Annotated in this window: 25 protein-coding genes; 8 read left to right on the forward strand and 17 right to left on the reverse strand. The window is 69.0% G+C overall.

Annotation, left to right across the window (positions count from 1 at the left end):
- The first annotated feature begins 8 nt into the window (after window positions 1-8).
- Window positions 9-341, forward strand: a complete 333-nt coding sequence (locus J7495_RS00320) for a helix-turn-helix transcriptional regulator (protein ID WP_294054067.1) — start codon at window positions 9-11, stop codon at window positions 339-341.
- On the opposite strand, the gene J7495_RS00325 is transcribed toward J7495_RS00320, so the two are convergent.
- From J7495_RS00325 to J7495_RS00345, 5 genes are all read right to left on the reverse strand, one after another.
- A complete protein-coding gene (locus J7495_RS00325; RefSeq protein ID WP_294054068.1) occupies window positions 338-1984 on the reverse strand; it encodes a thiamine pyrophosphate-binding protein in 1647 nt (548 codons plus the stop codon). The two genes, J7495_RS00320 and J7495_RS00325, sit on opposite strands and share 4 nt — an antisense overlap.
- A 45-nt stretch (window positions 1985-2029) precedes the next feature.
- Entirely contained in the window at window positions 2030-2536 is a 507-nt protein-coding gene (locus J7495_RS00330; protein WP_294054069.1) for an SRPBCC domain-containing protein, read from the reverse strand.
- Window positions 2533-2874: a metalloregulator ArsR/SmtB family transcription factor gene (locus J7495_RS00335; RefSeq protein ID WP_294054070.1), complete on the reverse strand. Its 342-nt coding sequence runs from the start codon at window positions 2872-2874 to the stop codon at window positions 2533-2535. The genes J7495_RS00330 and J7495_RS00335 overlap by 4 nt, the downstream gene beginning before the upstream one ends.
- A 90-nt stretch (window positions 2875-2964) precedes the next feature.
- A complete protein-coding gene (locus J7495_RS00340; RefSeq protein WP_294054071.1) occupies window positions 2965-3849 on the reverse strand; it encodes a TraB/GumN family protein in 885 nt (294 codons plus the stop codon).
- A gap of 8 nt (window positions 3850-3857) precedes the next feature.
- Window positions 3858-4934, reverse strand: a complete 1077-nt coding sequence (locus J7495_RS00345; RefSeq protein WP_294054072.1) for a TraB/GumN family protein — start codon at window positions 4932-4934, stop codon at window positions 3858-3860.
- 130 nt (window positions 4935-5064) lie between these two features.
- On the opposite strand from J7495_RS00345, the gene J7495_RS00350 reads away from it, so the two are divergent.
- The 4 genes from J7495_RS00350 (at window position 5065) to J7495_RS00365 (ending at window position 11692) form a co-directional block, all read left to right on the forward strand.
- Window positions 5065-5916 carry a glycine--tRNA ligase subunit alpha gene (locus tag J7495_RS00350; RefSeq protein ID WP_294054073.1) on the forward strand — a complete coding sequence of 284 codons (852 nt, stop codon included), beginning with the start codon at window positions 5065-5067 and terminating at the stop codon, window positions 5914-5916.
- Window positions 5913-8300, forward strand: coding sequence for a glycine--tRNA ligase subunit beta (gene glyS / locus J7495_RS00355; RefSeq protein ID WP_294054074.1), 2388 nt, complete (start codon window positions 5913-5915; stop codon window positions 8298-8300). Before J7495_RS00350 ends, glyS begins: the two co-directional genes overlap by 4 nt.
- 186 nt (window positions 8301-8486) lie before the next feature.
- A complete protein-coding gene (gene ppdK / locus J7495_RS00360) occupies window positions 8487-11150 on the forward strand; it encodes a pyruvate, phosphate dikinase (protein ID WP_294054075.1) in 2664 nt (887 codons plus the stop codon).
- On the forward strand, window positions 11147-11692 hold the full coding sequence (locus J7495_RS00365; RefSeq protein ID WP_294054076.1) for a hypothetical protein: 546 nt from the start codon (window positions 11147-11149) through the stop codon (window positions 11690-11692). The genes ppdK and J7495_RS00365 overlap by 4 nt, the downstream gene beginning before the upstream one ends.
- A 117-nt stretch (window positions 11693-11809) precedes the next feature.
- Here J7495_RS00365 and J7495_RS00370 read toward each other — a convergent pair whose 3' ends face one another.
- The 8 genes from J7495_RS00370 to J7495_RS00405 form a co-directional block, all read right to left on the reverse strand.
- Window positions 11810-12388: a hypothetical protein gene (locus J7495_RS00370; protein WP_294054077.1), complete on the reverse strand. Its 579-nt coding sequence runs from the start codon at window positions 12386-12388 to the stop codon at window positions 11810-11812.
- 83 nt (window positions 12389-12471) lie between these two features.
- Window positions 12472-13473: a type II secretion system F family protein gene (locus tag J7495_RS00375; RefSeq protein ID WP_294054078.1), complete on the reverse strand. Its 1002-nt coding sequence runs from the start codon at window positions 13471-13473 to the stop codon at window positions 12472-12474.
- A gap of 2 nt (window positions 13474-13475) precedes the next feature.
- Window positions 13476-14456, reverse strand: coding sequence for a type II secretion system F family protein (locus J7495_RS00380; protein ID WP_294054079.1), 981 nt, complete (start codon window positions 14454-14456; stop codon window positions 13476-13478).
- 58 nt (window positions 14457-14514) lie between these two features.
- Window positions 14515-15813 (reverse strand): pilus assembly protein CpaE, encoded by a 1299-nt coding sequence (locus tag J7495_RS00385; protein ID WP_294054080.1) that lies wholly within the window; start codon window positions 15811-15813, stop codon window positions 14515-14517.
- 1 nt (window position 15814) lies between these two features.
- Window positions 15815-16456, reverse strand: a complete 642-nt coding sequence (locus J7495_RS00390) for a CpaD family pilus assembly lipoprotein (RefSeq protein ID WP_294054081.1) — start codon at window positions 16454-16456, stop codon at window positions 15815-15817.
- A gap of 17 nt (window positions 16457-16473) precedes the next feature.
- Entirely contained in the window at window positions 16474-18153 is a 1680-nt protein-coding gene (locus J7495_RS00395; RefSeq protein ID WP_294054082.1) for a type II and III secretion system protein family protein, read from the reverse strand.
- On the reverse strand, window positions 18153-19172 hold the full coding sequence (cpaB, locus tag J7495_RS00400; RefSeq protein WP_294054083.1) for a Flp pilus assembly protein CpaB: 1020 nt from the start codon (window positions 19170-19172) through the stop codon (window positions 18153-18155). Before cpaB ends, J7495_RS00395 begins: the two co-directional genes overlap by 1 nt.
- Window positions 19173-19225: 53 nt before the next feature.
- A complete protein-coding gene (locus tag J7495_RS00405) occupies window positions 19226-19696 on the reverse strand; it encodes a prepilin peptidase (protein WP_294054084.1) in 471 nt (156 codons plus the stop codon).
- 50 nt (window positions 19697-19746) lie between these two features.
- Between J7495_RS00405 and J7495_RS00410 the strand changes: the two genes are divergently transcribed.
- The 3 genes from J7495_RS00410 to J7495_RS00420 all read left to right on the forward strand — a co-directional run bounded on the left by J7495_RS00410 (window position 19747) and on the right by J7495_RS00420 (window position 22330).
- Entirely contained in the window at window positions 19747-20694 is a 948-nt protein-coding gene (locus J7495_RS00410; protein ID WP_294054085.1) for an alpha/beta hydrolase, read from the forward strand.
- Window positions 20691-21767 (forward strand): FAD-dependent oxidoreductase, encoded by a 1077-nt coding sequence (locus tag J7495_RS00415; RefSeq protein ID WP_294054086.1) that lies wholly within the window; start codon window positions 20691-20693, stop codon window positions 21765-21767. Before J7495_RS00410 ends, J7495_RS00415 begins: the two co-directional genes overlap by 4 nt.
- A gap of 155 nt (window positions 21768-21922) precedes the next feature.
- Window positions 21923-22330, forward strand: coding sequence for a thioesterase family protein (locus J7495_RS00420; protein ID WP_294054087.1), 408 nt, complete (start codon window positions 21923-21925; stop codon window positions 22328-22330).
- A gap of 173 nt (window positions 22331-22503) precedes the next feature.
- Here the strand turns inward: J7495_RS00420 and J7495_RS00425 are convergent, their stop codons facing one another.
- From J7495_RS00425 to ispH, 4 genes are all read right to left on the reverse strand, one after another.
- Complete coding sequence (locus J7495_RS00425) at window positions 22504-23877, reverse strand: tetratricopeptide repeat protein (protein WP_294054088.1); 1374 nt, start codon at window positions 23875-23877, stop codon at window positions 22504-22506.
- Window positions 23878-23895: 18 nt separating this feature from the next.
- The gene (rnhA, locus tag J7495_RS00430) at window positions 23896-24342 is read right to left on the reverse strand and encodes a ribonuclease HI (protein ID WP_294054089.1); all 447 of its coding nucleotides are present in this window, start codon (window positions 24340-24342) and stop codon (window positions 23896-23898) included.
- Window positions 24339-25295, reverse strand: coding sequence for a homoserine kinase (thrB, locus tag J7495_RS00435; RefSeq protein WP_294054090.1), 957 nt, complete (start codon window positions 25293-25295; stop codon window positions 24339-24341). Before thrB ends, rnhA begins: the two co-directional genes overlap by 4 nt.
- Before the next feature lie 137 nt (window positions 25296-25432).
- On the reverse strand, window positions 25433-26383 hold the full coding sequence (gene ispH, locus J7495_RS00440) for a 4-hydroxy-3-methylbut-2-enyl diphosphate reductase (protein WP_294054091.1): 951 nt from the start codon (window positions 26381-26383) through the stop codon (window positions 25433-25435).
- Window positions 26384-26488: the final 105 nt, after the last annotated feature.

Genomic DNA, 26488 nt, shown 5'->3' on the forward strand with positions numbered 1-26488 from the left:
GGGTCGACATGCCGTATTCGTCTGCAGCCCTGGCCGAGGAATCGGTCCTGCCTTTCGCGCCGCACGAACTGGCGCCCTTCGATACGCGGCGGCTGCCGCTCGCGCTCAGATCGGCGCGCACCGCCCGCCGGCTGAGCCTGGCCGACATCGCCGCCGAGACGCGGATCGGGATGCGCTTCCTCGAGGCGATCGAGGCGGCGCGCTTTGGCGAGTTTCGCAGCGCGATCCACGCGGTCGGCTTCGCGCGCGCCTTCGCCCGCGCGGTCGGCGTCGACGAGCAATGGGCTGCGCGGGCGATGCGCGAGGAGATCGCGCTCTGCCAGGCGAAACCGGCGCGCTAGGCCCCGCGGATTCCGGCGATCGTTGCCGCCGGAGTGATCTGCTCGACGTCGGTCTTCAAGTGGAGCAGGCGCACGCCCGTCTCAGCCAGCGCGCGCTGGAGGGCGGGCGCGAAGTCGGCGGTGCTCTCCACCGTCTCGGCCCAGCCGCCATAGGCGCGGGCAAGCGCAGCGAAATCGGGATTGTGCAGCGTCGTGCCCGACAGGCGCGCGGGGTAGTTGCGCTCCTGGTGCATGCGGATCGTGCCGTACGCGCCATTGTCGACGAGGATCACGATCAGGTTGGCGCCGTGCTGGACCGCGGTGGCGAGTTCCTGGCCGTTCATCAGGAAGTCGCCGTCGCCCGCCACCGCGACGACCTGGCGGCCGGGCGCGCGCAAGGCTGCTGCGACCGCGGCGGGCACGCCATAGCCCATCGCGCCGGCGGTGGGGGCGAGCTGGGTCGGCTGGGGGCCGTAGCGCCAATAGCGGTGCCACCAGCCCGAGAAATTGCCCGCGCCGTTGCAGATGATCGTGTCCGCCGGCAGCGCCTCGCGCATCGCGAGCACGCAGGGGCCGAGGTCGAGCTTCACCCCGTCGCGGGGCCTGGGGGTCGACCAGTCCAGCCACTCGGCATGCGCTTCGGCGCCCGCACCAACGTGCGGAACCACGCCCTGCCAATGGCCGACGGATGATGCGAATTCGTCGATGCTCGCGCAGATCGCGAGGTCCGTGCGATAGACGCGATCGAGCTCCGACGGATCGGGGTGGACGTGCACCAGCGTCTGCCCGGGGTGATCGGGCGTGACGAGCGTGTAGCCGTCGGTCGTCGCCTCGCCCAGCCGCGCGCCGACGACCAGGAGCAGGTCGGCCCGCTTCACGCGATCGACGAGCTTCGGGTTCGGGCCATAGCCGAGGTTGCCCGCCCAGACCGGCGACTGGTTGTCGATCGCGTCCTGCCGGCGGAACGCGCCCGCGACGGGGATGCCCGAGCGCTCGGCGAACTGCTGGAAATATTGGCCCGCCCGTGGCGTCCAGCCCGCGCCGCCGACGATGGCGATGGGCGACTTCGCCTTCTTGAGGAGACCGGCCAGCGCGGCGCCTGCATGCTCGGCCTGCTCGACCTTCTCCAGCCTGGGCCGGTCCACTGCCTCGACCACGTCGGTGAGCATGTCCTCGGGCAGCGCGATCACCACCGGGCCGGGGCGGCCCGACTGCGCGACGTTCCACGCGCGGGCGATGTACTCGGGGATGCGCGCGGCATCCTCGATCCGCGTCGCCCATTTCGCGAGCGGCGCGAACATCGCGGGGAGGTCGACTTCCTGGAAGCCCTCGCGGTCGCGCATGCTGCGGTCGACGTCGCCGATGAAGAACAGCATCGGCTGCGAGTCCTGCATCGCGACATGGACGCCGATCGAGCCGTTGGTCGCGCCGGGGCCGCGGGTGACGAAGCAGACGCCGGGCTTGCCGGTCATCGCCGCGTCGGCGCAGGCCATGAACGCCGCGCCGCCTTCCTGGCGGCACGTGACGAGGTCGATCTCCGGCACGTCGTGGAGTGCGTCGAGCACCGCGAGGAAGCTCTCGCCGGGGACGTGGAAGATGCGGTCGCAGCCCTGCGCGACCAGATTGTCGACGAGGATGCGGCCGCCGGTTCGTTTCGCTGTCATGCCCGGCCTCCTAGCGGTTCGCGGAGGCCGGGCCAACAGCCGGCGTCACTGTGCGAAGGCGGCCTTCATCGCGAGCTCGGCGGCCAGGCCGTTGAGCTTCTCGAAGCTCTGGCGCCAGCCGGCCTCCATCCCGCCGAGCGCGGGGAGCAGCGCATCGGACACATGCTTGACCACCGTCTCGAAGGTCATCCTGGTCCGGCCGTCGGGCAGGTCCTCGAATACCGCGGTCGAGACATGGTCGATCCCCCAGCGCCCGTCCTCGCCCTGGAAGGCGCGCGCCGAGAAGACCATCCGTTCGGGCGGGGACAGCTCGATCCACTCGCCATGGACCGGGTTGATGCCGAAGGGCCCGGGCCCCTGCATGTGGATTTCCCACGCCCCGCCGACGCGCGGATCGGATTCGGCGACCGGATTGGTGAAGCCGTGCGGGCTCCACCAGCGCTTCATATGCTCGGCGTGGGTCATGCATTCGAACACCAGTGCGCGCGGCGCATCGAATTCGCGGACGATCTGCACCCGATAGCCGGGGCCAAGCGGCGTGTCGGTGGTCATGGCCTGGGTTCCTTCTGCTGGATCTGCTGGAGATACTGGTCGAGCCGGTCGAACTGGCCCTCCCAGAAGCGGCGGTATTCCTCGAGCCAGTCGCGCGCGGCCTTGAGCGCCTCGGGGTTGAGGCGGGCGGGGCGCTGCTGGGCGTTGCGGCTGCGCGCGATCAGCCCGGCGCGTTCGAGCACCTTGAGGTGCTTGGTGATCGCGGGGCCGCTGATCGCGAAGGGCTGCGCGAGCTCGCCGACGGTCGCTTCGCCATCGGCGAGCCGGGCGAGGATCGCGCGCCGTGTCGGGTCCGCGAGCGCGGCGAAGGTGGCGGAGAGCGGGTCACTGGGCGTCATTATTTTGCCAATCAGTTAATTAGCCAATTGGTTATATTCATTCGCACGGCGAGTCAAGCCGGGGGTCGCGGCGGGGTTTGCGGCTTCGGATTATTGGATGCGCGTGACCTTGAACCCGCGTGCGGCGAGTTCCTGCTGGAGGCTTCCCGCGCCGGCGAGATGGCCGGCGCCCACCGCGACGAAGATCCTGCCGGGCGTCGCCATCCGCGCCTTGATCCAGTCGGCCCAGCGCCGGTTGCGCGCGTGGAGCAGCTTCTCGGCGAGCTCGGGCGAATCCTTGAGCTCGGCGTTGACCAGCGCACCGAGCTTGTCGGCGTCGCCGCGGCTCCAGGCCTCGGCGGCGGCGCGCGCATCGGCGGGCAGCTGCGGAATGCGGTCGACCGTGCGGACGAGCAGCGCGTCCTGCGCCGGTTGCGAGAGCCCGGCGAAATAGCCGAATTGCTGCTCGGCGGTCTCGAGCCCTGCGACGGGCTTGCCGTGCGCGCCGGCATCCCCGGTGAGCACGGATTCCACGCCCGCGGCGGGCTTGAGTCTCGCCCGATCGAGCGCCTCGACCGAGAGGTTGAGCGCGAGGTACCAGGGGGCGAGGCGATCGGTGATTTCCGGATTGCCCCCGCCCTGCTCGATCGCCGCGCGGATCTTCGCCAGTTCGGCGGGCGGAAAGCGCTGCGAGAGCCTGGGGCCCTTGTCGAGCGCCAGGGTGGCGACGATCCGGCTCATCTGTGCGCCCGACACGCCCGTGATCTCGAGCACCAGCTGGTCGCTGGCGTCGAACGCCTTGCGCACGTCGCCGTTGAGCCAGCGGATGCCGGGCTCGAGCACATGCACCGTGCCGAACAGATAGATCGTCGTATCGGCGTCCCTGACCACCCAGAGCGCAGGGTGCGCGTCCCTGGGCGCCGGCGCGAACAGCGGCTTGTCGCAGCTCGAGAGCGCCAGCATCGCCAGCAGGAGGAGCAGCCATCGCGTGACCATGGTGGGCGCTATTGCACGCGTTCGACGCGCACGCCACGCCTGCGCAGCAGGTCGATCACCGATCCGGGGCCGACGAAATGCCCCGCCCCGGCCGCGAACAGGATCGTCCCCGGCCGCGCCATCTCCTTGCCGAGCAGCGTCTCCACCCAGGCGGCGTTGCGCTGCGCGAGCAAGGGATCGGCGAGCTTGGCCTGGGGATCGAGCTCCTGCGGCACGATCTTGAGCGGCGAATCGTCGCCGACTTCGCCCTGCGCCCAGGCATGCGCGGGCGCGTCGAGCTCGGCGCGGCTGCGATCGGGCGCGGCGACCGCCGCCTCGAGCATCAGCCGCTGCGCCGATTCGGGCACGGCGTTGATGTTGGTGACGACCTGCTTGGCCTGCTCGATCGCTTCGATCGGCCGGCCGGTGGCGCGGAAATGCTTCTCCAGCCAGTCGTCGGCGCCATCGCTCGGCATGTCGCCGACCAGCAGGTCGCGGATATAGCCCACGCCCATCGCGGCGATCCAGGTCGGCATCCTGTCCATCTCCGCCACCGTCTCGGGCGGGAGCAGCGCCTGGAGCGCGGCGAGCTTGCCGCGGAAGCGGTGCGACACGCGATCGAGCAGCGGCGGCATCGCCGCGACCGTGTCGGGCGCGATGCCTTCGCGGAAGGTCACGTCATGGTCCTGCTCGTCGACCGATTCGAGAAGGAGCAGGTTCGCGCGCACCACCACGCCCTCGAGCACCGGGTTGCGCCAGCGAAAGCCGGGCGGCAGGCTGTGGACCGTACCGAACAGGTAGATCGTCGTGTCCGCGTCGCCGATCTTCCAGATCGCCGGGTGCGGCTCGTAGTTCTGCGAGGCGCGGACGCGGGCGATCTCGGCCCAGAGCGCGGCTTCGCGCTTGTCCTCGCTCTCGGAACGGACGAGCTTGCCCGACAGCGTCAGCCGGTCGTCGGCGGGATAGGCGGCATAGGGGAGCTTGGGCGCGACGTCGGGCGTGGCGGACTGGGCGGCGCCCATCGCGGTCTGCGCCAGAATCGCGAGCGCAAGCACCAGCTTCGTGGTGCGAGAGCAGGTTCCCCCCGGCTGCCCGATTCTCCGCATCGGGCCAAGGAGACATTAACCATTTCGGGGTGTCAACGCCCGGCATTGACCCTTTGGGGCGGCTGCGCCAAAGCGGCGCGGATTTCGCTCATCAGGTGCCCTTTTGCCACACCCGCTCAGCTTCCAGCGCATGATCCTGACGCTCCACGATTATTGGAGCCAGCGCGGCTGCCTGATCCTCCAGCCCTATGACATGCGGATGGGCGCGGGCACCTTCCACACCGCGACGACCCTGCGCGCGCTCGGCCCCGATCCGTGGAACGCCGCCTTCGTCCAGCCCTGCCGCCGCCCGACCGACGGCCGCTATGGCGAGAACCCCAACCGGCTCCAGCACTACTACCAGTATCAGGTGATCCTGAAGCCGAGCCCACCCGACCTGCAGGAGCTGTACCTCGGCAGCCTCGAAGCGATCGGAATCGATTTCGCCAAGCACGACATCCGCTTCGTCGAGGACGATTGGGAATCGCCGACGCTCGGCGCCTGGGGGCTGGGCTGGGAAGTCTGGTGCGACGGGATGGAAGTCACCCAGTTCACCTATTTCCAGCAGATGGGCGGATTCGACTGCAAGCCGGTGGCGGGCGAGCTGACCTACGGGCTCGAGCGGCTGGCGATGTACATCCAGAACAAGGACTCGGTGTACGACCTCGCGTTCAACGATCCCGGCAATGGGCACGCGTTCACCTACGGCGACGTCTTCCTCGAGAACGAACGCGAGATGTCGAAATGGAATTTCGAGATCGCGGACACCGAGACGCTGTTCGACCTGTTCAGGAAGGCCGCGGCGGAGTGCGAGAACTGCCTGAGCCACGACCTGCCGATCCCCGCCTATGAGCAGGCGATCGAAGCGAGCCACATCTTCAACCTGCTCAACGCGCGCGGGGTGATCTCGGTCGCCGAGCGCCAGGCGTATATCGGCCGGGTGCGCGACCTGGCGAAGGGCAGCTGCGCGGCGTGGATGGCGAAGAACGGGTGGGAAGCATGACCGACTTCCTACTCGAGCTCCGCTCCGAGGAAATCCCAGCGCGGATGCAGGCGTCCGCGCGCGCGGCCCTCAAGCTGCTGTTCGGCAAGGCGCTGGCCGAGGCCGGGATCTTCGGCATCGAGACGCAGGAATATGCGACGCCCCGGCGGCTCGCGCTGATCGCGCGCGGGCTGCCCGAGGCGACCGCCGCCGTCGCCGAGGAGGTCAAGGGCCCGCGCACCTCGGCGCCCGAGCAGGCGCTCGAAGGGTTCCTGCGCAAGACCGGGCTCGCCAGGGAGCAACTCGTCGAGCGCGACGGTGTGTGGTTCGCGGTGATCGACCGGCCCGGGCGTGCGACGACCGCCGTGCTCGCCGAGATCATCCCGCCGCTGATCCGCGCCTTCCCCTGGCCCAAGTCGATGCGCTGGGGCGAAGCTTCGCTCTCCACCGAGAGCCTGCGCTGGGTGCGGCCGCTGCAGGGGATCGTCGCGCTGTTCGGCAGCGAGGTGGTGCCGTGCGAGATCGCCGGCGTGACGAGCGGGCGGACGACGGCGGGGCATCGCTTCCTTCACCGCGGGCTGGTGACGATCGAGTCGGTCGAGACCTATGTCGATGCGCTGCTCGACGCGCATGTCCGCGTGGTCGACGACGAGCGCCGCGCGCTGATCCGTGAGGGTGCGGCGGCGCTGGCGGCCGAGGCCGGGCTGGTGCTGGTCGAGGACGAGGGGCTGGTGGCGGAGAACGCCGGGCTCACCGAATGGCCGGTGCCGTTGCTCGGGCGGTTCGACGCGGATTTCCTGAGCGTGCCGCCCGAAGTGATCCAGCTCACCGCGCGCGTGAACCAGAAGTATTTCGTCTGTCGGGACCGCGAGGGGAAGCTCGCCAACGCCTTCATCTGCGTGGCGAACATTGCCGCGGACGACGACGGCGCCAAGATCATCGAGGGCAACCGCAAGGTGCTGGCGGCACGGCTGAGCGATGCGCGTTTCTTCTACGAGACGGACCGGAAGGTGCCGCTCGAGGAGCAGGCGAAGAAGCTCGAGAAGATCGTCTTCCACGAGAAGCTGGGGACGGTGGCCGACAAGGTCGAGCGCGTGGCGAAGCTGGCGCGGTGGTTGGTGGAGGAGGATATCATAAAGCCCCTCCCCTTCAGGGGAGGGGTTGGGGTGGGGCCTGTGGGTCTCACCGAGACCGGCGTGCTCGCGGACAGCCCCCACCCCAACCCCTCCCCTGAAGGGGAGGGGCTAGGCAAGGCTGCGCTGGCGGACCTCGCCGAACGCGCCGCGCGGCTGGCGAAGGCGGACCTCGTCACCGGGATGGTCGGCGAGTTCCCCGAACTGCAGGGGCTGATGGGCGGCTATTACGCCGCCGCGCAAGGCGAGGATGCCGCGGTCGCCGAAGCCATCCGCGATCATTACAAGCCGGTGGGGCAGGGGGATGACGTGCCCACCGCGCCGGTGACGGTGGCGGTCAGTCTGGCGGACAAGCTGGATACCATCGTGAGCTTCTTCGGCGCCGGCATGGAGCCGACCGGATCACGTGATCCCTTCGCGCTTCGTCGTGCGGCATTGGGCATTATCGGACTGATTTTCGACAATCGGCTCCGATTCTCCCTCAGCAGTGCGATGCAAGCGGCCGGCACTCCTCACATTGAGGGGCGACTGCATCATCTGATGTCGTTGCTGCCGATGTCGATGGATGACATTTATGAGCGTCGGGCTGAAGCAGGCGGTTCGCGAAAATCTCCGATCTTTCTCGCAGATGAGACTACCAAAACTGTTGAGATCGAACTGCTAACCAACCGCGTTACTGTTATCGGGGAAGCTGCAGAGCTTTACTGGCAATTGCACGGCTTTGGATTCGCTCGAGGCCAGAATGCCTTTGCCAGCAAACTCCTCGACTTCTTCGCCGACCGTCTCAAGGTCCAGCAGCGCGAGGCGGGCGTCCGCCACGACCTCATCGACGCCGTCTTCGCGCTCGGCGGCGAGGACGACCTTGTCCGCCTGCTCGCGCGCGTCCATGCGCTCCAGGCGTTCGTCGGCACCGAGGACGGCGCCAACCTGCTCGCCGGCTACAAGCGCGCCGCGAACATCCTGAAAAAGGAATCCTTCGACGGCACCGACGTCGGCGTCGGCGCGGACATCTACGAGGCCGAGCCCGCCGAATCGGCGCTGATCGAAGCGCTGAACGATGCCGAGCCCAAAGCCGAAGCCGCCGTCGACGCCGAGGATTTCGAAGGCGCCATGGCCGCGCTCGCAGGGCTGCGCGGGCCGATCGATGCCTTCTTCGACCAGGTCACCGTCAACGATTCCGATTCCGCCAAGCGCACCGCCAGGCTGGCGCTGCTCGCGCGGATGCGTGACGCAGTGCACAAGGTCGCGGATTTCTCGCGGATCGAGGGTTAGGGAGCCCTGTCCCATCGCCGATTCGCTCCCGAACTGCTCAGGATCAGGGCGAAGGGTCCCCGAATGGGGCAGGGGACGGGCAAGCGGGCGAGCGACTGACAACGTGGTCAGGCTTTCCTTTCTCTTCGCAACTGCGGTAGGCGTTCCGCCTCCCCAGGGCGGCAATCTCCACCAGAAGGAAAGCGCATGACGCAGCACGTGTACCGGTTCGGCGGCGGGGTTTCGGACGGCGGAGCGGGCGACAAGAACCTCCTGGGCGGCAAGGGGGCGAACCTTGCCGAAATGGCCTCGATCGGGTTGCCGGTGCCGCCGGGCTTCACCATCTCCACCCCCGTCTGCGCGCTCTATTACGACGAAGGCGAGAGCTTCCCCGACAGCCTGAAGGCCGAAGTCGCCGCGGGCATCGCGCATATCGAAGCGATCACCGGTAAGACCTTCGGCGATGCGGCCGATCCGCTGCTTGTCTCGGTGCGCTCGGGCGCGCGCGTGTCGATGCCCGGGATGATGGACACCGTCCTCAACCTCGGGCTCAACGATGCGACCGTCGAGGGGCTCGCCGCCACGAGCGGCGACGCGCGTTTCGCCTGGGACAGCTACCGCCGCTTCATCCAGATGTATTCGGACGTGGTGCTCGGGCTCGACCACCACCGCTTCGAGGACGCGCTCGAGATCGCCAAGGAGGACCGCGGCTATTATCTCGACACCGACCTCACCGCCGCCGACTGGCAGGCGCTGGTCGCCGAATACAAGAAGCTCGTCGAGGAGCTGTGGGAGAAGCCTTTCCCGCAGGACGTCCACGACCAGCTCTGGGGCGCGATCGGCGCGGTGTTCGGATCGTGGCAGTCCGAGCGCGCCAAGGTCTATCGCCGGCTCAATTCGATCCCGGGCGACTGGGGGACGGCGGTCAACGTCCAGGCGATGGTGTTCGGCAACATGGGCGACACCTCGGCGACGGGCGTGGCGTTCACGCGTGATCCCTCGACCGGCGACAACGCCTATTACGGGGAGTTCCTGATCAACGCGCAGGGCGAGGACGTCGTCGCGGGCATCCGCACGCCGCAGTATCTCACGCTTGCCGCGCGCGAGAAGGCGGGGGCCAAGCCCGCGTCGATGGAAGAGGCGATGCCCGAGGTCTATGGCCAGCTGGCGCAGGTCTTCGACACGCTCGAGACTCATTATCGCGACATGCAGGACATCGAGTTCACGGTCGAGCGCGCCAAGCTGTGGATGCTCCAGACCCGCTCGGGCAAGCGCACCGCCAAGGCCGCGCTCAAGATCGCGGTCGACATGGCCAGCGAAGGGCTGATCACGCGCGAGGAAGCGATCCTGCGCGTCGACCCGTCGGCGCTCGACCAGCTGCTCCACCCGACGCTGGATCCTTCGGCGGTGCGCGACGTGCTGACCAAAGGCTTGCCCGCCTCGCCGGGCGCGGCTTCGGGCAAGGTGGTGTTCGACGCCGACACCGCCGAGCGCTGGGCGGCGGCGAGCGAGAAGGTGATCCTCGTCCGCGTCGAGACCAGCCCCGAGGACATCCACGGCATGCACGCGGCGCAGGGCATCCTCACCGCGCGCGGCGGCATGACCAGCCACGCCGCGGTGGTGGCGCGCGGCATGGGCCGGCCCTGCGTCTCGGGCGCGGGCACGCTGGCGATCAACGCGCGCGAGAAGCTGTTCCGCGTCGGCCAGCGCGAAGTGCGCGAGGGCGATATCATCACCATCGACGGTGCGAGCGGCGAAGTGATGCTCGGCGCGGTGCCGACGGTTCAGCCCGAGCTCGCGGGCGATTTCGGCACGCTGATGGTCTGGGCCGACGAGGTCCGCCGCCTCAAGGTGCGCACCAACGCCGAGACCCCGCTCGACTGCCGCACCGCGCGCGAGTTCGGCGCCGAGGGCATCGGGCTGTGCCGCACCGAGCATATGTTCTTCGACAGCGCGCGGATCACCGCGGTGCGCCAGATGATCCTCGCGAGCGACGAGGCCGGGCGGCGTGCCGCGCTCGAGAAGCTGCTGCCCGAGCAGCGCAAGGATTTCGTCGAGATCTTCGAGGTGATGGCGGGGTTGCCCTGCACCATCCGCCTGCTCGATCCGCCGCTCCACGAGTTCCTGCCGCATGAGGAGAGCGAGTTCGAGGAAGTGGCCGAGGCCGCGGGGATCGATGTCGAGACGCTCAAGCGCCGCGCCGCCGAGCTGCACGAGTTCAACCCCATGCTCGGCCATCGCGGCTGCCGGTTGGGCGTGACCTATCCCGAGATCTACGAGATGCAGGCGCGCGCGATCTTCGAGGCGGCGTGCATCGTCGCGGAGAATTCGGGCGAGGCGCCGATCCCCGAAGTGATGATCCCGCTGGTCGCGACGCGCAAGGAGCTCGCGCTGATGAAGGCGCTGGTCGACAATGCCGCCGCCGAGGTGTTCGCCGAGAAGGATCGGACGATCGACTATCTCGTCGGCACGATGATCGAGCTGCCGCGCGCGGCGCTGATGGCGGGCGAGATCGCCGAGGTGGGCGCCTTCTTCAGCTTCGGCACCAACGACCTGACCCAGACCACGCTGGGCGTGAGCCGCGACGATGCGGCGCGGTTCCTGACGACCTATGTCGAGAAGGGCATCTACGCGCGCGATCCGTTCGTAAGCCTCGACGTCGAGGGCGTGGGCCAGCTGATCACGCTGGCGGCCGAGCGCGGGCGCGCGGCACGGCCGGGGATCAAGCTGGGCATCTGCGGCGAGCATGGCGGCGATCCGGCGAGCATCGCCTTCTGCGAGGCGACGGGGCTCGATTACGTCTCGGCCTCGCCCTATCGCGTGCCGATCGCGCGGCTGGCGGCGGCGCAGGCGGCGCTCAGGACGAAGTGATCGCGCTGCTGCCTCTGGCCGTGGTTCCGCTGGCGCTTCCCGAGAGCGCGTTCGAGCGCATTGCGCGGCTCGATGCCGACCTGCGCGCCGATCCGAGCGCGACCGCGGTGCTGGGCCGCTGGTGCGCGGCGTTGAAGCTCGCCGATCCGCCGACGGTGGTGGCGGTGGTCGATCGTGGCGCTGCGGTCGCGCCCGATGCGGCGACGCGCGCGCGGCTGGGGGTGGGGGCGGCCGAGCCCGTGGTCTATCGCCGCGTGCGGCTGACCTGCGGCGGGGTGACGCTCTCCGAGGCGGAGAATTGGTACGTGCCGTCGCGGCTGACCCCGGCGATGAACGCGGCGCTCACCGGGGACACGCCGTTCGGGACGGTGATCAAGCCTTTGAAGCCGACCCGCAGGACGCTCGCGGTCGAGCGGCTGTGGGACGGGCAGGGGGCGGTGCCGCAGGCGGTGCTGCGGCACAATGCGCTGGTGATCGGTGGCGATGGCCGGGCGCTGGCCGAGGTGCGCGAGACGTATCAGCGGGGGTTGGTGGCCCCCTGACCGTCATCCCGGCGAAAGCCGGGACCCAGGGTTACGGAAGACGTCGCTCGCGTCTCTGGATCCCGGCCTTCGCCGGGATGACGGTTGGAAGGAGAGGAAAGGGATATCCCCTGGCCCTCACCCGAACCGCTTCGAATGCTCGTCTTCCTTGCCGACTCGCAGCAGCGCGGCCTGTTCGCGCCATTGCTGCTCGGCGATCGCGCCCTTGGCCATGTCGAGCCGCTGCTCGAGCGCGCCCTCGTCCTCGGGGGTCATCTTCTCGATCTCGCGATAGGTCTTGATGCCGAGCTCGTTGAGCCGCTTCTCGCGCGCCGGATCGACCCCCTTGATCCGCGAGAGATTGTCGCGCCCCCAGCCGAACCAGCCGCGCCAGCCCTGGCCGGGCTCGACATCGGCGGCAACGGCCGGCGCCGCCGCGACCGCAGCCGCCGCGACGGGCGCCGCAGCGGCTGCCGATTCGGCCTGCTTCCTGAGCGTCTCGCACTCGGCCTCGAGCTCGCGGATGCGGCGATTCGCTTCCTTGAGGTCGAGCTCGGCCTGGTGGCGGTAGCTGGCGTGGGCGACTTCCTCGTCCTCGAACTGCTCGCGCCAGCGCTTCCCCGCGGAAGCGCTGCCGAGCCCGAGAAACCAGCCACCGATCAGCGTGAGCGCCAGCGCAACCCATTGGGTCAGCGTCTGGAACGGCAGGTCCTGCATGAAGTCATCCCCCCGGAAGAACTCTTTCGGGGCAATTTACCTTGAGCCGCGGCGACGCGCCACCGGAAGAATCGGGGGCGAAATCATTTGCTGATGAAGGCGTCGTTGATCGAGCAGCTCGCAGGGCCGAGGATGACGATGAACAGCACCGGCAGGATGAAGAGGATCAGCGGCACGGTCATGATCGCGGGCAGGCGCGCGGCCTTTTCCTCGGCGCGCATCATGCGCTCGTTGCGGAACTCGGCCGAGAGCACGCGCAGCGCCGAGGCGAGCGGCGTGCCGTATTTCTCGGTCTGAATCATGGTGGTTACCACGCCGCGGATCGAGTCGAGGTCGACGCGGTTGGCGAGATTCTCGAAGGCCTGGCGGCGCTCGGTGAGGAAGCCCAGCTCGATCGCGGTGAGCGAGAATTCCTCGCCCAGTTCCGGATAGGCCTTGCCCAGCTCGCGCGAGACGCGGCTGAACGCTGCGTCCACGGTGAGTCCCGCTTCGGCACAGATCACGAGCAGGTCGAGCGCGTCGGGCAGGCCCTTGCGGATCGCGTGGCTGCGCTTCTGGATCTTGTTCTTGAGGAAGATGTCCGGCGCCTTGTAGGCGAGGATGAAGCTGCCCGCGACGAGGCCGTACGCCTTGATCGGCGTCCAGTCCTTGAACATCTCGGTGCCGTAGACGAGGTAGACCATCAGGCTGCCGAACACGATCGGCAGCACGAGGCGCCCGAAGATCACCGCGACCGCCCATTCCTTCTGGCGGATGCCCGCCTGGAGCAGCTTGGTCTGCGCGACCTTGAGCTGGCTGTCCTGGAGCACCTTCAGCGACTGGAGCAGGCTGCGCATCCGGTCCGCCGATTCGTTCTTCTGGACCAGCTTGGCGCGGCGCTTCGAGGTCGAGGCGGTGATGCCGGCCTTGAGCTGTTCGCGCCGGTCGTTGAGCGCCTTGACGCGCTTCGCCATCGGGTCGCGCACCGTGGTGGCGGCGTAGATCGCGATCAGCACCGCGAACGCCGCGACGGCCGAGAGCAGCGTGGCGACCCACAGCACGTCGACGCCCAGGATGGTCGGACCGGAGGAGGGGGGCGTGGTCATCGTCAGATCTCGAAGTTGACCATCTTGGCCATGATGAAGGCGCCGATGCCCATCCACACCAGCCCGCCGCCGCCGGCGACCATCAGCCGCTCATCCTGGAAGAAGTGCATCATGTAGTTGTTGTTGATGAACCAGACGAGGCCGAACACGATGAAGGGCAGCGCGCCGACGATCAGCGCCGAGGCCTTGGATTCCGACGACATCGCCTTGATCTTGAGCTTCATCTGGCTGCGCTTGCGCAGCACGTCGGCGAGGTTGGCGAGCGTTTCCGCCAGGTTGCCGCCGGTCTCGCGCTGGATTGCGATGGTGATCACGAAGAACTGGAACTCGGGCGTGCCGAGCCGGTCCGAGGTCTCCTGAAGCGCCTGGTCGAGCGTCTTGCCGATCTTCATCTTGTCTGAGACCGCGCGGAATTCCTCGCCGACCGGGCCGTCGACTTCGGAGCCGACGACGGTCATCGTCTCGGTGATCGGCAGGCCCGAACGCAGGCCGCGGACGAGCAGCTCGATCGCGTCGGGAAACTTGGCGGTGAACTTGGCGATGCGGCGCTTGACGAAGAAGCCCACCACCCAGTGCGGAATGCCCGCGCCGATCGCGAGGCCGAGGAACAGCGCGAGCCAGATCGGCGCACCCTGGAACCACAGCGCGAAGGCCGGAACGAGGAACAGCCCGAGCGTGGCGAGGCCGTATTGCCCCACGGTCCAGGGCTTGCCGGTCATCGCGAGGCGCTTCTTCAGCAGCGCGGGATTGGGGAGCAGCCGGCCGGCGACGCTGTCCATCCGCGTCGCGCGCGCGGCGGAGACGCGGCGGATCTGCGCTTCCATCGCGGCCGCGCCGGTGGGATTGCCGTTGTGGCGCTCGCGCAGCCCCGAGAGGCGGCGCGCGCCGGCGCGCTGCGCATTGGGGCCCGAGAAGGCGAAGACCATCAACGCCAGAACCGTGAAGGCGCCGCCGCCGAGCATCAGATACGGCAACAGGTCCATGCCGTTCACTTACTCCACTTCGCCAATGCCCTTGCCGTGACGGATAGGGCCCAAATCCTTACTTCTTCTTGTTCATCTTCAGCTTGAGGTCGCCGAGCTTGCCGAGCAGCGAGCCGTTGGCGCCCTTGTCGCCGCCCTTGCCGGGGACGCCCTTCGAAGCCGGCGCGTCGTCACCCGAATCGGTGATCGCGACGATCTTCGCGGCGAGATCGGCGAGCGGACCCAGCGCCTTCACGCTCTTGCCGGCCTCCGCCATCGGCTTGCCGAGCTTGGCGGCCTGCGCGGCGGTCTTCTGCTCATAGGGCAGGACGAAATCGATCTTGCGCTCGATCGAGCCCTCGAAGTCCTTGCGGCTGATCTCGAGCATCGCCGTCTGGGCGGGCACGCGGTTGGCGAGCACCAGCACCTTGGTCTGCGGCGCGTTCGACTTGAACCAGCTGAGGATGCGGATCGCGTCGCGCGCGGCGGCGAGCGTGAGCTCGGTCACCACCACTGCGACCTGAACGTCGGTGATCAGGTGCGGGTGGAGCACCAGCATGTTGCGCGGGAGGTCGACCACGGTGCATTCGAACGCGGTGCGGATCTCTTCCTGCAGCTGGTAGAAGGCTGCGCCGTCGGTGAGCACCGGCGAGTTGATCGGCGCTTCGGCCGAGAGCACCGCGAGCATGTCCGACGCCTTGACCATCGCCCGCTCGATGAACAGCCCGTCGATGCGGCTGGGGTTCTCGATCGCGTCGGTGAGGCCGCGGCCGGGCTCGAGGTCGAGCGCGAGCGCGCCGGTGCCGAAATGGACGTCGAGGTCGAGCAGCGCGGTGGTGCGCTTCTGCTTGTCGCTGAGCAGCCACGCGAGCGAGGTCGCGATCGTCGAGGCGCCGGCGCCGCCGCGCGTGCCGATGACGGCGACCGAGCAATGCGGCCGGTCCGAGCCCGCCTCGGCGGCCTTGGGCGCAGTGAGCGCAGCCTGGGCCTGGGCGAAGCACTCGCGCAGCACATCGGGGTTGAGCGGCTTCAGCAGATAGTCGTGGATGCCGCTCGCGAGCAGGTCGCGATAGAGGCGCACGTCGTTGACCTGGCCCGAGGCGATCACCACCGTGCCCGGCTCGCAGACCTCGGCGAGGGCATTGATGTCGTTGAGCGGATCGCCAGATTCGGAGAGGTCGACGAACAGGATGTTCGGGCTCGCCGAGACCGAGAGCGTCTGCACCGCGTTGCGCAGCCCGCCCTTGTTGACCTTCTCGGGGCTCCAGCCGAGCTCGACCGCGATCGGGCGCAGCGCCTCGGCGGTCGTCTCGTCGCAGACGAAGGCGACGAATGGCTCGCGATGGCCGGTGCGGCCGGGATTGAAGGGCGCGTTCATCTTAGTTGCTTCCCCCGCCGGTGCTCTCGGCCTTGACCGCCGTGCCGCCGCCGCCGGTCGGCGCCGCGCTCCGCCACACGCCGATCGCCTTGCCCGCCGCGGCGGGATCGGTGGTCGGCGAGCCGGGCACGCCGCGGACCAGGTCGGCCGGCGAAGCGACCATCGCCGCAAGGTTCTTGTTGGTCGCGCAGCCGAAGTTCGAGCTCGTGCTCGCCTGGTAATCGGGCTGGTAGACGCGCGAATAATCGGGGCAGTTCGGCACGCTCGCGGTCGAGCGCGTCAGCACGACGCGCACCGTGCCGGGCGCGACATTGCCTGCCGTCACCGGCGCGCGGTTCGCGAGCATCAGGCCGTAGCGGTTGACCTCGGCGGCGATCTGGTCGCGCCCGGTGGTGCCGTCCGCGCCGTCCTCGATCGAGACGGTGTCGCCGTAGCGCAGGTTCAGCGCCTTGAGCCAGCCGGCGAGCCGCTCGCTCTCGCCGGGGGCCAGCGAATAGCCCGCGGTGTTGAGATCGAGCGCGAAATCGCTGCGCTGGACGACCGGCTGATAGACCGATTCGACGCCGCCATTGTAGGTGCCGCAGCCGCTCAGCAGCGCGGCGGGGGCGAGGAGCAGGGGAAGGGCGAGGCGCTTCAGCATCATGGGACTCCTCACACGCATCACTGGCCGAAGCCCGGCGCGGCGCTCGCGACGGTCTTCTTCTTTTCCTGGGGCTTGGACGGCACCGTCGCCTTGGCGGGCTGCGGCACGTCCTGGCGTGGCGCGGGCTGCTCGGGCTGGGGTTGCGGCACGATCGCCTGCTGCACCGCCGGCTGGCCGGGCTGCTGCGGAACCGGGTTGAACGCACCGACCGCAGGCTGCGCATCGGGGTTCGCCATCCGCGGCGTGGGCCGCGGGTCGACGCCGCCGCCGGGCTTGCTGCCGGTGAGCGCGCCACCGAGCAGGCGCTGGGCGTCGTCGGGCGCGCGATAGCCGTCGGTGGGCAGCGCGATCTCGCTCGCGTTGACCGGCTTCACCAGATACGGCGTGATCACGATGACCAGCTCGGTTTCGTTGCGCTGGAAGGCGTTCGAGCGGAACAGCGCGCCGAGCACCGGCATGTCGCCGACGCCGGGGGTCTTGTCGAAGCTGTTGTCGTGGCTGTTCGAGAGCAGGCCCGCGATCATGAAGCTCTCGCCCGAGCCGAGCTCGACCGAGGTCTCCGCGCGTCGCGTGGTCAGCGCCGGGATCGTCGTGCCGTTGAGCTCGACCGCGCCCGCCGCCGAGAGCTGCGAGACTTCGGGGCGCACGCGCATCGAGATGCGGCCGTCCGAGAGCACGGTCGGCGTGAAGGCGAGGCTGACGCCATATTGTTTGTACTCGACCGAGACCGCGCCATAGCCCTGGCTGATCGGGATCGGGATCTCGCCGCCCGCGAGGAAGGTCGCTGTCTCGCCCGAAAGCGCGGTGAGGTTGGGCTGCGACAGCGTCGTCACCTGGCCGGTGCGTTCGCCGAGATCGAGCGCCTGGAGCACGTTGAGGCCGAGCAGCTTGCCCGCCATGCCGATCGTGCTGCGCTGGCTTCCCGACGTGAAGGTGTAGTTGGTCGCGCCGGTGGTCGAATCGGTGGTGATCGTCCCCGGATTGCGGCCGGACGCGACGCTGAACAGGAAGCCGCCCGTGGTGTCGCGCGTCAGCAGGTTCGAGCCGATGTTCTTGACGAAGCTGCGGCTCACCTCGGCGAAGCGCACCTGGAGGTTGACCTGGAGCGGCGTCGCGGTGCGCAGGCGGTTGATCACGCCCATCTTGAGCTGCGCGGTGGGCGACGAAGCGTCGATCCCCGGGTTGAGGATCGCCGTCACCAGCCGCTGCGCCTGCGCCACGTCGTCGGGCGTCGCGACCGTGCCGGTGAGCACCGCGATCTGGCCGACGGTGGTCACCTTGATGTCCGCGTCGGGCATCGCGACCTTGAGCATCTTGTCGACCGAGGTGATGTTCTGGCTGACCAGCACCTTGGTCGAATAGACGACCTTGCCGCCCGCGGTCGTCGCGAAGACGGTCGCTTCGCCGAAGTTCTTGCCGAACAGATAGATCTGGCGCTGGTTGCTGACATAGACGTCGGCGGCGTCGGGGTTCGACGTCCAGACGCTGGTCACCGGCTGCGGCAGCGTGATGAGCTCGCCTTCGCCGGTCGAGAGCAACACCTGGCGCGTCGGGCGCTCGCTGCCCACGGGCAGCTCGGCGACGCCGGCGCGCTGGCGGCTGCTGCTCTGCTGGGCCTGCGCCATGACGGGCGCGAGGAGCAGGGCGGCGATCGATGCCGCGCCGGTGGCGCGAGCGATGAACGAGTGGGTACGCATCAGTTCTTCCCCCCGACCGGAACGACCGTCTCGGCGTTGCCGCGCGCAACCTTCACCACCGGACCCATGGGTGCGGCGCCGCCCGGATAGGCGGGGTTGCCCGGCTGGCCGGGCATGCCGGTGTCCTTGGGCTTGCCGGGCACGGTGCGGCGCTGGAAGCGCGACACGTCCGCGCCCGTGGCGTAGGTCTGGCTGCCCGCCGACGGCCGCGCGCTCGCCTGGGCGAGCATCGCCTTCTCGGCCTTGGGGTCGTCGGGCACGTTGACGTCGCCGTTGGCGATCGCTTCCTCGAGCTCGCCCTGGTTGTCGGCGATCGAGCGCAGCGACAGCGAGAGCTTGCCGACGTCCTGCATCACCGCGATCTGTTCGGCGATCTTGGGCGTCGCTTCGATCGTGACCATCGAATAGGTGTTCACGATCGTGTTGCCCTTGTCGTCCTTCTGCTGGTCGGTGCGCTGGTCGGTGGCGAGCACGCGGACGTTGCGCAGCACGGTCTCGGAGGCGTGGAGCGGCGGGCCGTCGCCGCCGCCGGGGACGTCCTGGGTGAGGATGAGGTCGACGCGGTCGCCCGGGAAGACGAAGCCGGCGACCGCACTCTTGGTGTCGACCGGGAAGGTCACCGCGCGCATGCCGGGGCTGAGCGCCGCGGCGAGGAAGCCGCGGTCACCGGGCTTGACCAGCGCGCCCTGGGTGAGCGGCTGGCCGGCGGGGATCGCGAAGCGGACGACGGTGCCCTGCAGCGTCTTCTGGTCGGTCTCGCCCTTCTTGTAATAGGCGCCCTCGATCATCTCGTTCGGCCAGGGGACGAACTTCATCGATTCGGGGTCGAGGATCGTGCCGATCGGCAGCGGCTTGGTCGCGACGAGCACCTCGGTGGTGTTCTGCGCGGCCTGCTGCGGCTGCACCGCGGCGTTGGCCGTGGGCGCGGGCGCGCCGACCATGAGGCTGCGCGCCATGAAGGCCGTGATCGCGGCGACGACGAGCGCGCCTACGAGGAGTATGAGCTTGCGTGCATCCATTGCGCTCAGGCCTTTTCAAAACCGACGGGCCGGGTTGATCCGGCGTTAGGCAATCACCCGAAATGGTTAAAAAGCGGTTCGCGAAGTGCGATCAGCCCGGCGATCGCGATCGCCACCCCGTAGGGAATCTCTGGTGTTTCAGGGTTTTTCCTGAGGTGCTTCTCGATCACCATGACCAGCGTCAGCAGCCCGCCGGCGATCGACATGACCACCAGCAGCCACACGAGCGGCACCACCGGGAACCACAAAGCCAGCGCGCCGATCAGCTTGACGTCGCCCCCGCCCATCTGGCCGATCGCGAAGGCGCCCGCGAAGAAGGCGAAGACGAGCAGCGCGACTCCGAACTGGAGCGCCATGTCCGGCCAGAAGTGAAGCCCGTTCGCCACCCACCAGAGTGGCGCCATCAGCGCGATCAAGCCGTTCTTCCAATTGGCGATTTCGCGCGTGCGCGCATCCTGGATGCCGGCCGAGACCAGCAGCAGCGCAAGCGCGCCGACCAGAAAAAAGGCGATCAGATTCCCCATCCCCGCCTATTTTCTAGACGGAAGCGCTTTCCAAAACGTAACCAAGCGCCATGACCGCCCCCGAATCGGTGCGCCGCTCGCTTCCCGCCGGCGCGCAGCTCCACCAATGGACGGCGCCCGACGGCTGGCCGCTCCGCGCCTTCGCCTGGCCCGCCGACACCGCGAGTCCCCGAGGTTCGATCCTGTTCCAGGGGGGACGCGGCGACATCTTCGAGAAGTATCTCGAGCTGTTCCACCATTGGCACGGCCAGGGCTGGACGATCACCTCGTTCGACTGGCGCGGGCAGGGCGGCTCGGGGAGGCTGACCGACGCGGCCGATTGCGGGCACATCCAGGACTTCGCGCAGTACATCGACGACTTCCGCGCCTTCTACGCCGAATGGGCCGCGGCGACGCCGGGGCCGCACGTCGTGTTCGGCCATTCGATGGGCGGGCACCTCGTGCTGCGCGCGCTGGTCGAGGGCGTGGCGAGGCCCGACGCGGTGGTGCTGGTCGCGCCGATGCTCGGCTTCCACGCGATCGGCGGCGCCTGGATCGGCGAGAAGCTCGCCAACCTGCTCGGCAACGTCGGCGACAGCAGCCGCCCGGCGTGGAAGACCAACGAGAAGCCCTACACCACCGAATCGCGCTTCAACCTGCTAACCCACGACCCCGACCGCTATTCGGACGAGCTCTGGTGGAAGGAGCAGCATCCCGAGCTCGCGACCGGGTCGCCCAGCTGGAACTGGGTGATCCAGGGCTTCAAGTCGAACCGCGAGCTGCGCAATTCGCCGAAGCTCAAGACGATGGACGTGCCGGTGCTGATGCTGATCGCCGAGGCCGACGGGCTGGTCGATCCCAAGGCCGCGGCGGCGATCGGCGCCAGGTTGCCCGATGCGCGGATGGTGCGCTTCGGCAAGGAGAGCGCGCACGAAATCCTGCGCGAGGGCGACAAGGTGCGCAATCGGGCGATCGGCGAGATCGACCTCTTCCTGCAGGCGCGGGCCCAGCGGAAGTGAGCCGTTTCGACATTGCGATCGTCGGCGGCGGCATCGCCGGCGCGAGCCTGGCGGCCGAGCTGGCGGGGCAGGCGAAGGTCGCGGTGCTCGAGATGGAGTCGCAGCCCGGCTATCATTCGACCGGGCGCAGCGCCGCCTTCTGGTCCGAGACTTATGGCGGGCCCTTCGTCCAGCCGCTGACCACCGCCTCGGGGCCGCTGCTCGAGGGGTATCTCGAGCCTTTGGGCTCGCTCCACATCGCGCGGGGCGACGAGCGTGCCGCCGTCGATTCCGAGCTTGCGGCCTTTTCCGAGAGCGGGGTGCAGCTGGACCTCGTCGATCCGCGCGAGCGCATCCCCGGGCTTAGGGAGCAATGGACGCTCGGCATCTGGGAGCCGAGCTGCGCCTATATCGACGTCGGCGGGCTCCACGGCAGCTACCTCAAGGCCGCGCGCCGGGCGGGCGCCGAGATCCGCACCGATGCCGAGCTGCTCTCCGCGCGCCGCGAGAACGGGCTCTGGCGGCTCGAGACGCGTTGCGGGGTGGTCGAGGCCGAGGTGCTGGTCGATGCCGCGGGTGCCTGGGCCGATCCGGTGGCGGTGCTGGCGGGCGCGCGGCCGCTCGGCATCCAGCCCTATCGCCGCACCATGGTCCAGCTCGCGACCGACCCCGCGCCGCCCGCCGACCTGCCGCATGTCGGGCACCTCACCGGCAGCTTCTACTTCAAGCCCGAGGCGGGCGGGCGGCTGTGGCTGAGCCCGCACGACGAGACGCCGACCGATCCCTGCGACGCGCAGCCCGAGGACCTCGACGTCGCGATCGCGATCGACCGGTTCGAGCAGGTGGTCGACTGGCGCGTGGCGAAGCTCGAGCATCGCTGGGCGGGCCTCAGGAGCTTCGCGCCCGACCGGCTGCCGGTCTATGGCTTCGACCCGGACGTGCCCGGCTTCTTCTGGTGCGCGGGGCAGGGCGGCTTCGGCATCCAGACCGCGCCCGCCGCCGCCAAGCTCGCCGCCGCGCTGGTCACCGGCGCGAGCCCGCACCCGTCCGTCGCAGCGATCGATCCGGCCCGCTATTCGCCCGCGCGCTTCTGAGCCGTGTCAGTTGGGGACCGGCGGCGGGATGCATCCGCCGCGCACCCCCTGCTTGCCGCTACGTCAAGCGCGGATTCTGCGAAACCCGCGGATTTCCGCGGGTTTTTCGCGATTCGCCCTCGTCAAATCGCGCGCTTGGGCATAGGATTGCGCCCATGACCGGCACTGCCATCCCGCATGACTTCAAGGTCGACGTCTCGCCCGACGACATCGACTTCATGGGGCATGTGAACAACGCCAGCTATCTGAAGTGGGTGCAGGCCGCGGTGATCAGCCACTGGCAGAAGCTCGCGCCTGCCGAGGCGATCGCCGAGCATCTCTGGGTCGCGCTCAAGCACGAGATCACCTATCGCCGGCCCGCCTTCCTCGACGACGATGTCGTGGCGACGGTGCTGCTCGAGAAGGTCCAGGGCGCGCGCGCCTTCTACGAGACGGTGATCCGCCGCGGCGGCGAAGTGCTCGCCGAGGTCAAGTCGAGCTGGTGCTGCGTCGACGCCGAGACGCTCAGGCCTTCGCGGCTGGCGAAGGACGTGATCGACCGGTTCTTCGTGAAGGGGGAGTAGGGCCCGACCCCTGCGCTTCCGGCATGCTGAACTTGGGCGTGCCATCGTCCGGAAGACGCACGTGATTTTCCTCTACCCGTCATCCCGGCGAAAGCCGGGACCCAGGGCCGCGAGCGACGTCCTTTGTAACCCTGGGTCCCGGCTTTCGCCGGGATGACGGGCTTAGGGGACGGTCACTCTGTCCTCACCCCCTCGATCGGCGCCAGGATCAGCGTGATCCGGTCGTGTCCCACGGCGAGCTCCAGCGTCTGGCCCGCGACGACGTCGATCGGCTCGGGGAAGGCGTGGAGGATCTGCAGCCAGCCGCCGTCGGTATAGCCGTCGGGGTGGTTGTCGAAGCGGATGCCCTCGGCGAGGTCGATGTCCATCCACTGCACGATCCCCACCGCGCGGCCGCTGGCGGTCACCGGCACGCTCAAGCGCGCCAGCGTTGCGTCGTGCTTCTTCGCGGTGAGGTCGAGCCGGACCAGCGCGACGTCGTCGGACAGTCGCTGCCATGCGGTCATCGTGCCGTGGATCGGCAGCCGCAGCGGCGCGAAGGCGGTGAAGGCGGACAAGTCGAAGCCCGAGACGTCGCCGACGAAAGCGTATTCGGCGAGCGTCTCGCTCGCGACGAGGCAGCCGATCGCGCTCGCGGCGCGGGGGATGACGATGGCGCCGGGCGCGAGCAGCCGGCGATGCGCATCCTCGAAGGTGTCGAGCACCTTCTCGGTGAGCAGGTCGCTCGACAGGATCTCGGAGACGAGGATATCGGCGCGGGCATCGAGGTCGGTGCCGATCTCGAGCTCGGTCGAGGGCTTGCCGAGGATCTCGATCCGCTCGGCATAGCCGTTGTCCGCGACGATCCGGCGCGCCATGTCGGCGATGATCGGCTCCATCTCGCAGGCCGTCACCCGCGCTGCGCCGGCGCGCGCCGCCATCAGCGAGAGAAGGCCGCTGCCCGCGCCGATGTCGAGCACGCGCGCCTCGGTGCCGGTCTGGGCGATGGCCGCCTTGATCGCCGCTTCGAACGCGTCGTTGCGGCGGACGTCGTTCATCATCGGGATATGCCAGAAGGGCACGCTGTCGGCGCCCAGCCGGCGTATCTGGTGGCGGATGTGGAGGTTGCCGGGCTGGAGTTCGAGCGCGCGGCGGAAATGGCGGATCGCCTCGGCCTTCTCGCCGGCGTCGGCCAGCACCACGCCCAGGTTGCTCGCGGCGATCGGGTTGGACGGGTCGGCGAGGCACGCCTGGCGCAGCGGCTCGATCGCCTCGCGCGTCCGCCCCAGCCAGTGGAGCGTCAGGCCCTTCTCGTGAAGCGCGACCGCGTGGCCGGGCTCGATCGCGAGCAGCTGGTCCCACAGGATCAGCGCCTGCTCGGGCTTGCCGAGCCGGCCCAGCACGCCCGCGAGCAAGGGCAGCACCTCGGCGGTGCGATAGTTGCGCGCGAGCACCTCGCGGTACATCGCCTCGGCTTCGGCGAGGTCGCCGCGCTCGTGCAGCGCCATCGCTGCGGCGAGCGCCTCGCGCGCATCGACCGGCGCTTCGACGGTTTCGGGATCAGCCATGTAAGGGTGCCATCGTGTTTACGCCGCCAGCGCCGCGTCGCTCGCGAGCTTGTCGGCGCGTTCGTTGTCGGGGTGGCCTGCGTGGCCCTTCACCCACACCCATTTGATCTGGTGCGGCTTCGAGGCGGCGAGCAGCTCCTGCCACAGCTCGGCGTTCTTCACCGGCTTCCTGTCGGCGGTCTTCCAGCCGTTCTTCTGCCACCCGTGGATCCATTTGGTGAGGCCGTCCATCACATAGCGGCTGTCGGTCGAGAGCGTAACGCGGCAGGGGCGCTTGAGTGCCTCCAGCCCGCGGATCGCGGCCATCAGCTCCATGCGGTTGTTGGTGGTGTGCTTCTCCGAGCCCGAGAGCTCGCGCTCGGTGGTGCCCATGCGCAGCACGACGCCCCAGCCGCCCTTGCCGGGGTTGCCCTTGCAGGCGCCGTCGGTGGCCATCTCGACATGCGATAGGGAGAGTTCGGTCATGCGAAGAGCCTCTGCCCGTTCTCCGCGTAGAAATCGAGCCGGCGGCGATAGGCGAGGGGATCCTTGCGCGTCACCATCGCGTCAGCCGGGGTGTTGAGCCAGTCCCAGGCGCGGCTGAGGAAGAAGCGCAGCGCCGCACCCTCGGCGAGGATCGGCAGCGCGGCCTGCTCCTCGGGGGTAAGGCCGAAGCTCGCGCGATAGCCCCGGAGCAGCGCGGCGCCGATCGCGGGGTCGTAGGCGCGGCCCTGCGCGTCGAACGCCCAGGCGCCGTGCATCACCGCGAGGTCGTAGGCGCGGACGTCGGTGCAGGCGAAGTAGAAGTCGATCAGGCCGGTCACCCGGTCGCCGAGCATCAGGACATTGTCGGGGAAGAGATCGGCGTGGACCGCGCTGGTCGCGAGCCCGCGCGGCCAGGCGGCGAGGATGCGGTCGACCGCGGCCCGGGCGTGGTCGAACAGGCCGGGCTCGATCGCGTCGAGGTCGCGGCCGCAGCGCGCGAGCTGCGCGGCCCAGGTGTCGACGCCCATCGAATTGACGCGGTGGCCGGTGAAGTCGGCGAGGCTCGCGTGCATCCGGCCCATCGCTTCGGCGGCGGCATGCGCCTGGGCAGGCGTGGGGTGCGTGACCGAGACGCCCTGGAGGAACTGGATCAGGCACGCGGGGCGGCCGGCGAGCTCATGGATCACGCGGCCGTCGCGGTCGGGGATGGCGGGGGGCACGGGGTTGCCGCGGGTGGCGAGATGCTCGAGCAACGCCATGAAATAGGGCAGGTCCCCGGCGGCGACGCGCTTCTCGTAGAGCGTGAGGATGAAGCGCGCCTTGGTGGTGTCGACGAGATAGTTCGAATTCTCGACGCCCTCGGCGATGCCCTTGGCCGAGACGAGTTCGCCGGCGTCGAACTTCGTGAGGAAGTCGGCGAGCGCCTCGGCTGAAACTTGTGTGTAGACCGCCATCCCTTGCCCCCAAAATACCAACCGTCATCCCGGCGAAGCCGGGACCCAGGGTCACGAGCGACGTCGCCTGCGGCCCTGGGTCCCGGCTTTCGCCGGGATGACGAAGATAGCAAGGGGATGGATAGCAAGGGGATGCATCAGGCCGCTTCGAGCCCGCGGGGGAGCTTGAAGACGATGTTCTCGTCCACCGTCTCGACTTCGCGTTCGCTGACGTCGAAGCGCTCGCCGATCCGATCGACCAGCTCGCGCACCAGCAGCTCCGGCGCCGAGGCGCCCGCGGTGATGCCCACGGCCTTGACGCCATCGAGCCAGGCGAAGTCGAGGTCGGCGGCGCGCTGGATCAGCCGCGCGGGCGTGCCGAACCGCTCGGCGACTTCGACCAGCCGCAGCGAGTTCGAGCTGTTCGGCGCGCCGATCACCAGCACCAGGTCGACCTGCGGCGCGATCGCCTTGACCGCGCCCTGGCGGTTCGAGGTGGCGTAGCAGATGTCGTCGGCGCCCGGCGCCTGGATCGCGGGGAAGCGGCGCTTGAGCACCTCGAGCACCGCGGCGGTGTCGTCGACCGAGAGCGTGGTCTGGGTGAGGAAGGCGAGGTTGCCCGGATCGGCGGGCGCCAGCGCCTCGGCATCGTCGGCGGTCTCGATCAGCGTCATCGCGCCTGCGGGGACCTGGCCGAAGGTGCCGGTCACCTCGGGATGGCCGGCGTGCCCCACGAACAGGATGTGCTTGCCCGCCGCGACCAGCCGCTCGGCCTGGCGATGGACCTTGGAGACGAGCGGGCACGTCGCGTCGAGATAGGAGAGCCCGCGCTCGGCCGCCTTGGCGGGCACCGCCTTGGGCACGCCGTGCGCCGAGAAGACCACCGGCACGTCGTCGGGCACCTGGTCGAGCTCCTCGACGAAGATCGCGCCCTTGGCCTTCAGGCTGTCGACGACGAACTTGTTGTGGACGATCTCGTGGCGGACATAGACCGGCGGGCCGTATTTCTCGATCGCCAGCTCGACGATGCGAATCGCACGGTCGACACCCGCGCAGAAGCCCCGCGGAGCGGCGATGAGCAAGTCGATGGACGGCCTTATTCCGGACATGCCGCGTCCCTACGCGATTGCTTGCACCGGCGGAAGGCGCTTCCTATGGTGCGTCCGTTTCCGGGCCGGGGCTCAACGCCGCTGGCCCGTTTGTCTTGTGAAAGG

The organism is Sphingomonas sp. (genome assembly GCF_017745215.1).
Taxonomy (GTDB): domain Bacteria; phylum Pseudomonadota; class Alphaproteobacteria; order Sphingomonadales; family Sphingomonadaceae; genus Sphingomonas.

Excerpts from the sequence above, each read along its gene's own strand:
- J7495_RS00320 (WP_294054067.1), top strand. The coding sequence starts at position 9 with ATGCCGTATTCGTCTGCAGCCCTGGCCGAGGAATCGGTCCTGCCTTTC.
- J7495_RS00325 (WP_294054068.1), bottom strand. The coding sequence starts at position 1,984 with ATGACAGCGAAACGAACCGGCGGCCGCATCCTCGTCGACAATCTGGTC.
- J7495_RS00330 (WP_294054069.1), bottom strand. The coding sequence starts at position 2,536 with ATGACCACCGACACGCCGCTTGGCCCCGGCTATCGGGTGCAGATCGTC.
- J7495_RS00335 (WP_294054070.1), bottom strand. The coding sequence starts at position 2,874 with ATGACGCCCAGTGACCCGCTCTCCGCCACCTTCGCCGCGCTCGCGGAC.
- J7495_RS00340 (WP_294054071.1), bottom strand. The coding sequence starts at position 3,849 with ATGGTCACGCGATGGCTGCTCCTCCTGCTGGCGATGCTGGCGCTCTCG.
- J7495_RS00345 (WP_294054072.1), bottom strand. The coding sequence starts at position 4,934 with ATGCGGAGAATCGGGCAGCCGGGGGGAACCTGCTCTCGCACCACGAAG.
- J7495_RS00350 (WP_294054073.1), top strand. The coding sequence starts at position 5,065 with ATGATCCTGACGCTCCACGATTATTGGAGCCAGCGCGGCTGCCTGATC.
- glyS (WP_294054074.1), top strand. The coding sequence starts at position 5,913 with ATGACCGACTTCCTACTCGAGCTCCGCTCCGAGGAAATCCCAGCGCGG.
- ppdK (WP_294054075.1), top strand. The coding sequence starts at position 8,487 with ATGACGCAGCACGTGTACCGGTTCGGCGGCGGGGTTTCGGACGGCGGA.
- J7495_RS00370 (WP_294054077.1), bottom strand. The coding sequence starts at position 12,388 with ATGCAGGACCTGCCGTTCCAGACGCTGACCCAATGGGTTGCGCTGGCG.
- J7495_RS00375 (WP_294054078.1), bottom strand. The coding sequence starts at position 13,473 with ATGACCACGCCCCCCTCCTCCGGTCCGACCATCCTGGGCGTCGACGTG.
- J7495_RS00380 (WP_294054079.1), bottom strand. The coding sequence starts at position 14,456 with ATGGACCTGTTGCCGTATCTGATGCTCGGCGGCGGCGCCTTCACGGTT.
- J7495_RS00385 (WP_294054080.1), bottom strand. The coding sequence starts at position 15,813 with ATGAACGCGCCCTTCAATCCCGGCCGCACCGGCCATCGCGAGCCATTC.
- J7495_RS00390 (WP_294054081.1), bottom strand. The coding sequence starts at position 16,456 with ATGATGCTGAAGCGCCTCGCCCTTCCCCTGCTCCTCGCCCCCGCCGCG.
- J7495_RS00395 (WP_294054082.1), bottom strand. The coding sequence starts at position 18,153 with ATGCGTACCCACTCGTTCATCGCTCGCGCCACCGGCGCGGCATCGATC.
- cpaB (WP_294054083.1), bottom strand. The coding sequence starts at position 19,172 with ATGGATGCACGCAAGCTCATACTCCTCGTAGGCGCGCTCGTCGTCGCC.
- J7495_RS00405 (WP_294054084.1), bottom strand. The coding sequence starts at position 19,696 with ATGGGGAATCTGATCGCCTTTTTTCTGGTCGGCGCGCTTGCGCTGCTG.
- J7495_RS00410 (WP_294054085.1), top strand. The coding sequence starts at position 19,747 with ATGACCGCCCCCGAATCGGTGCGCCGCTCGCTTCCCGCCGGCGCGCAG.
- J7495_RS00420 (WP_294054087.1), top strand. The coding sequence starts at position 21,923 with ATGACCGGCACTGCCATCCCGCATGACTTCAAGGTCGACGTCTCGCCC.
- J7495_RS00425 (WP_294054088.1), bottom strand. The coding sequence starts at position 23,877 with ATGGCTGATCCCGAAACCGTCGAAGCGCCGGTCGATGCGCGCGAGGCG.
- rnhA (WP_294054089.1), bottom strand. The coding sequence starts at position 24,342 with ATGACCGAACTCTCCCTATCGCATGTCGAGATGGCCACCGACGGCGCC.
- thrB (WP_294054090.1), bottom strand. The coding sequence starts at position 25,295 with ATGGCGGTCTACACACAAGTTTCAGCCGAGGCGCTCGCCGACTTCCTC.
- ispH (WP_294054091.1), bottom strand. The coding sequence starts at position 26,383 with ATGTCCGGAATAAGGCCGTCCATCGACTTGCTCATCGCCGCTCCGCGG.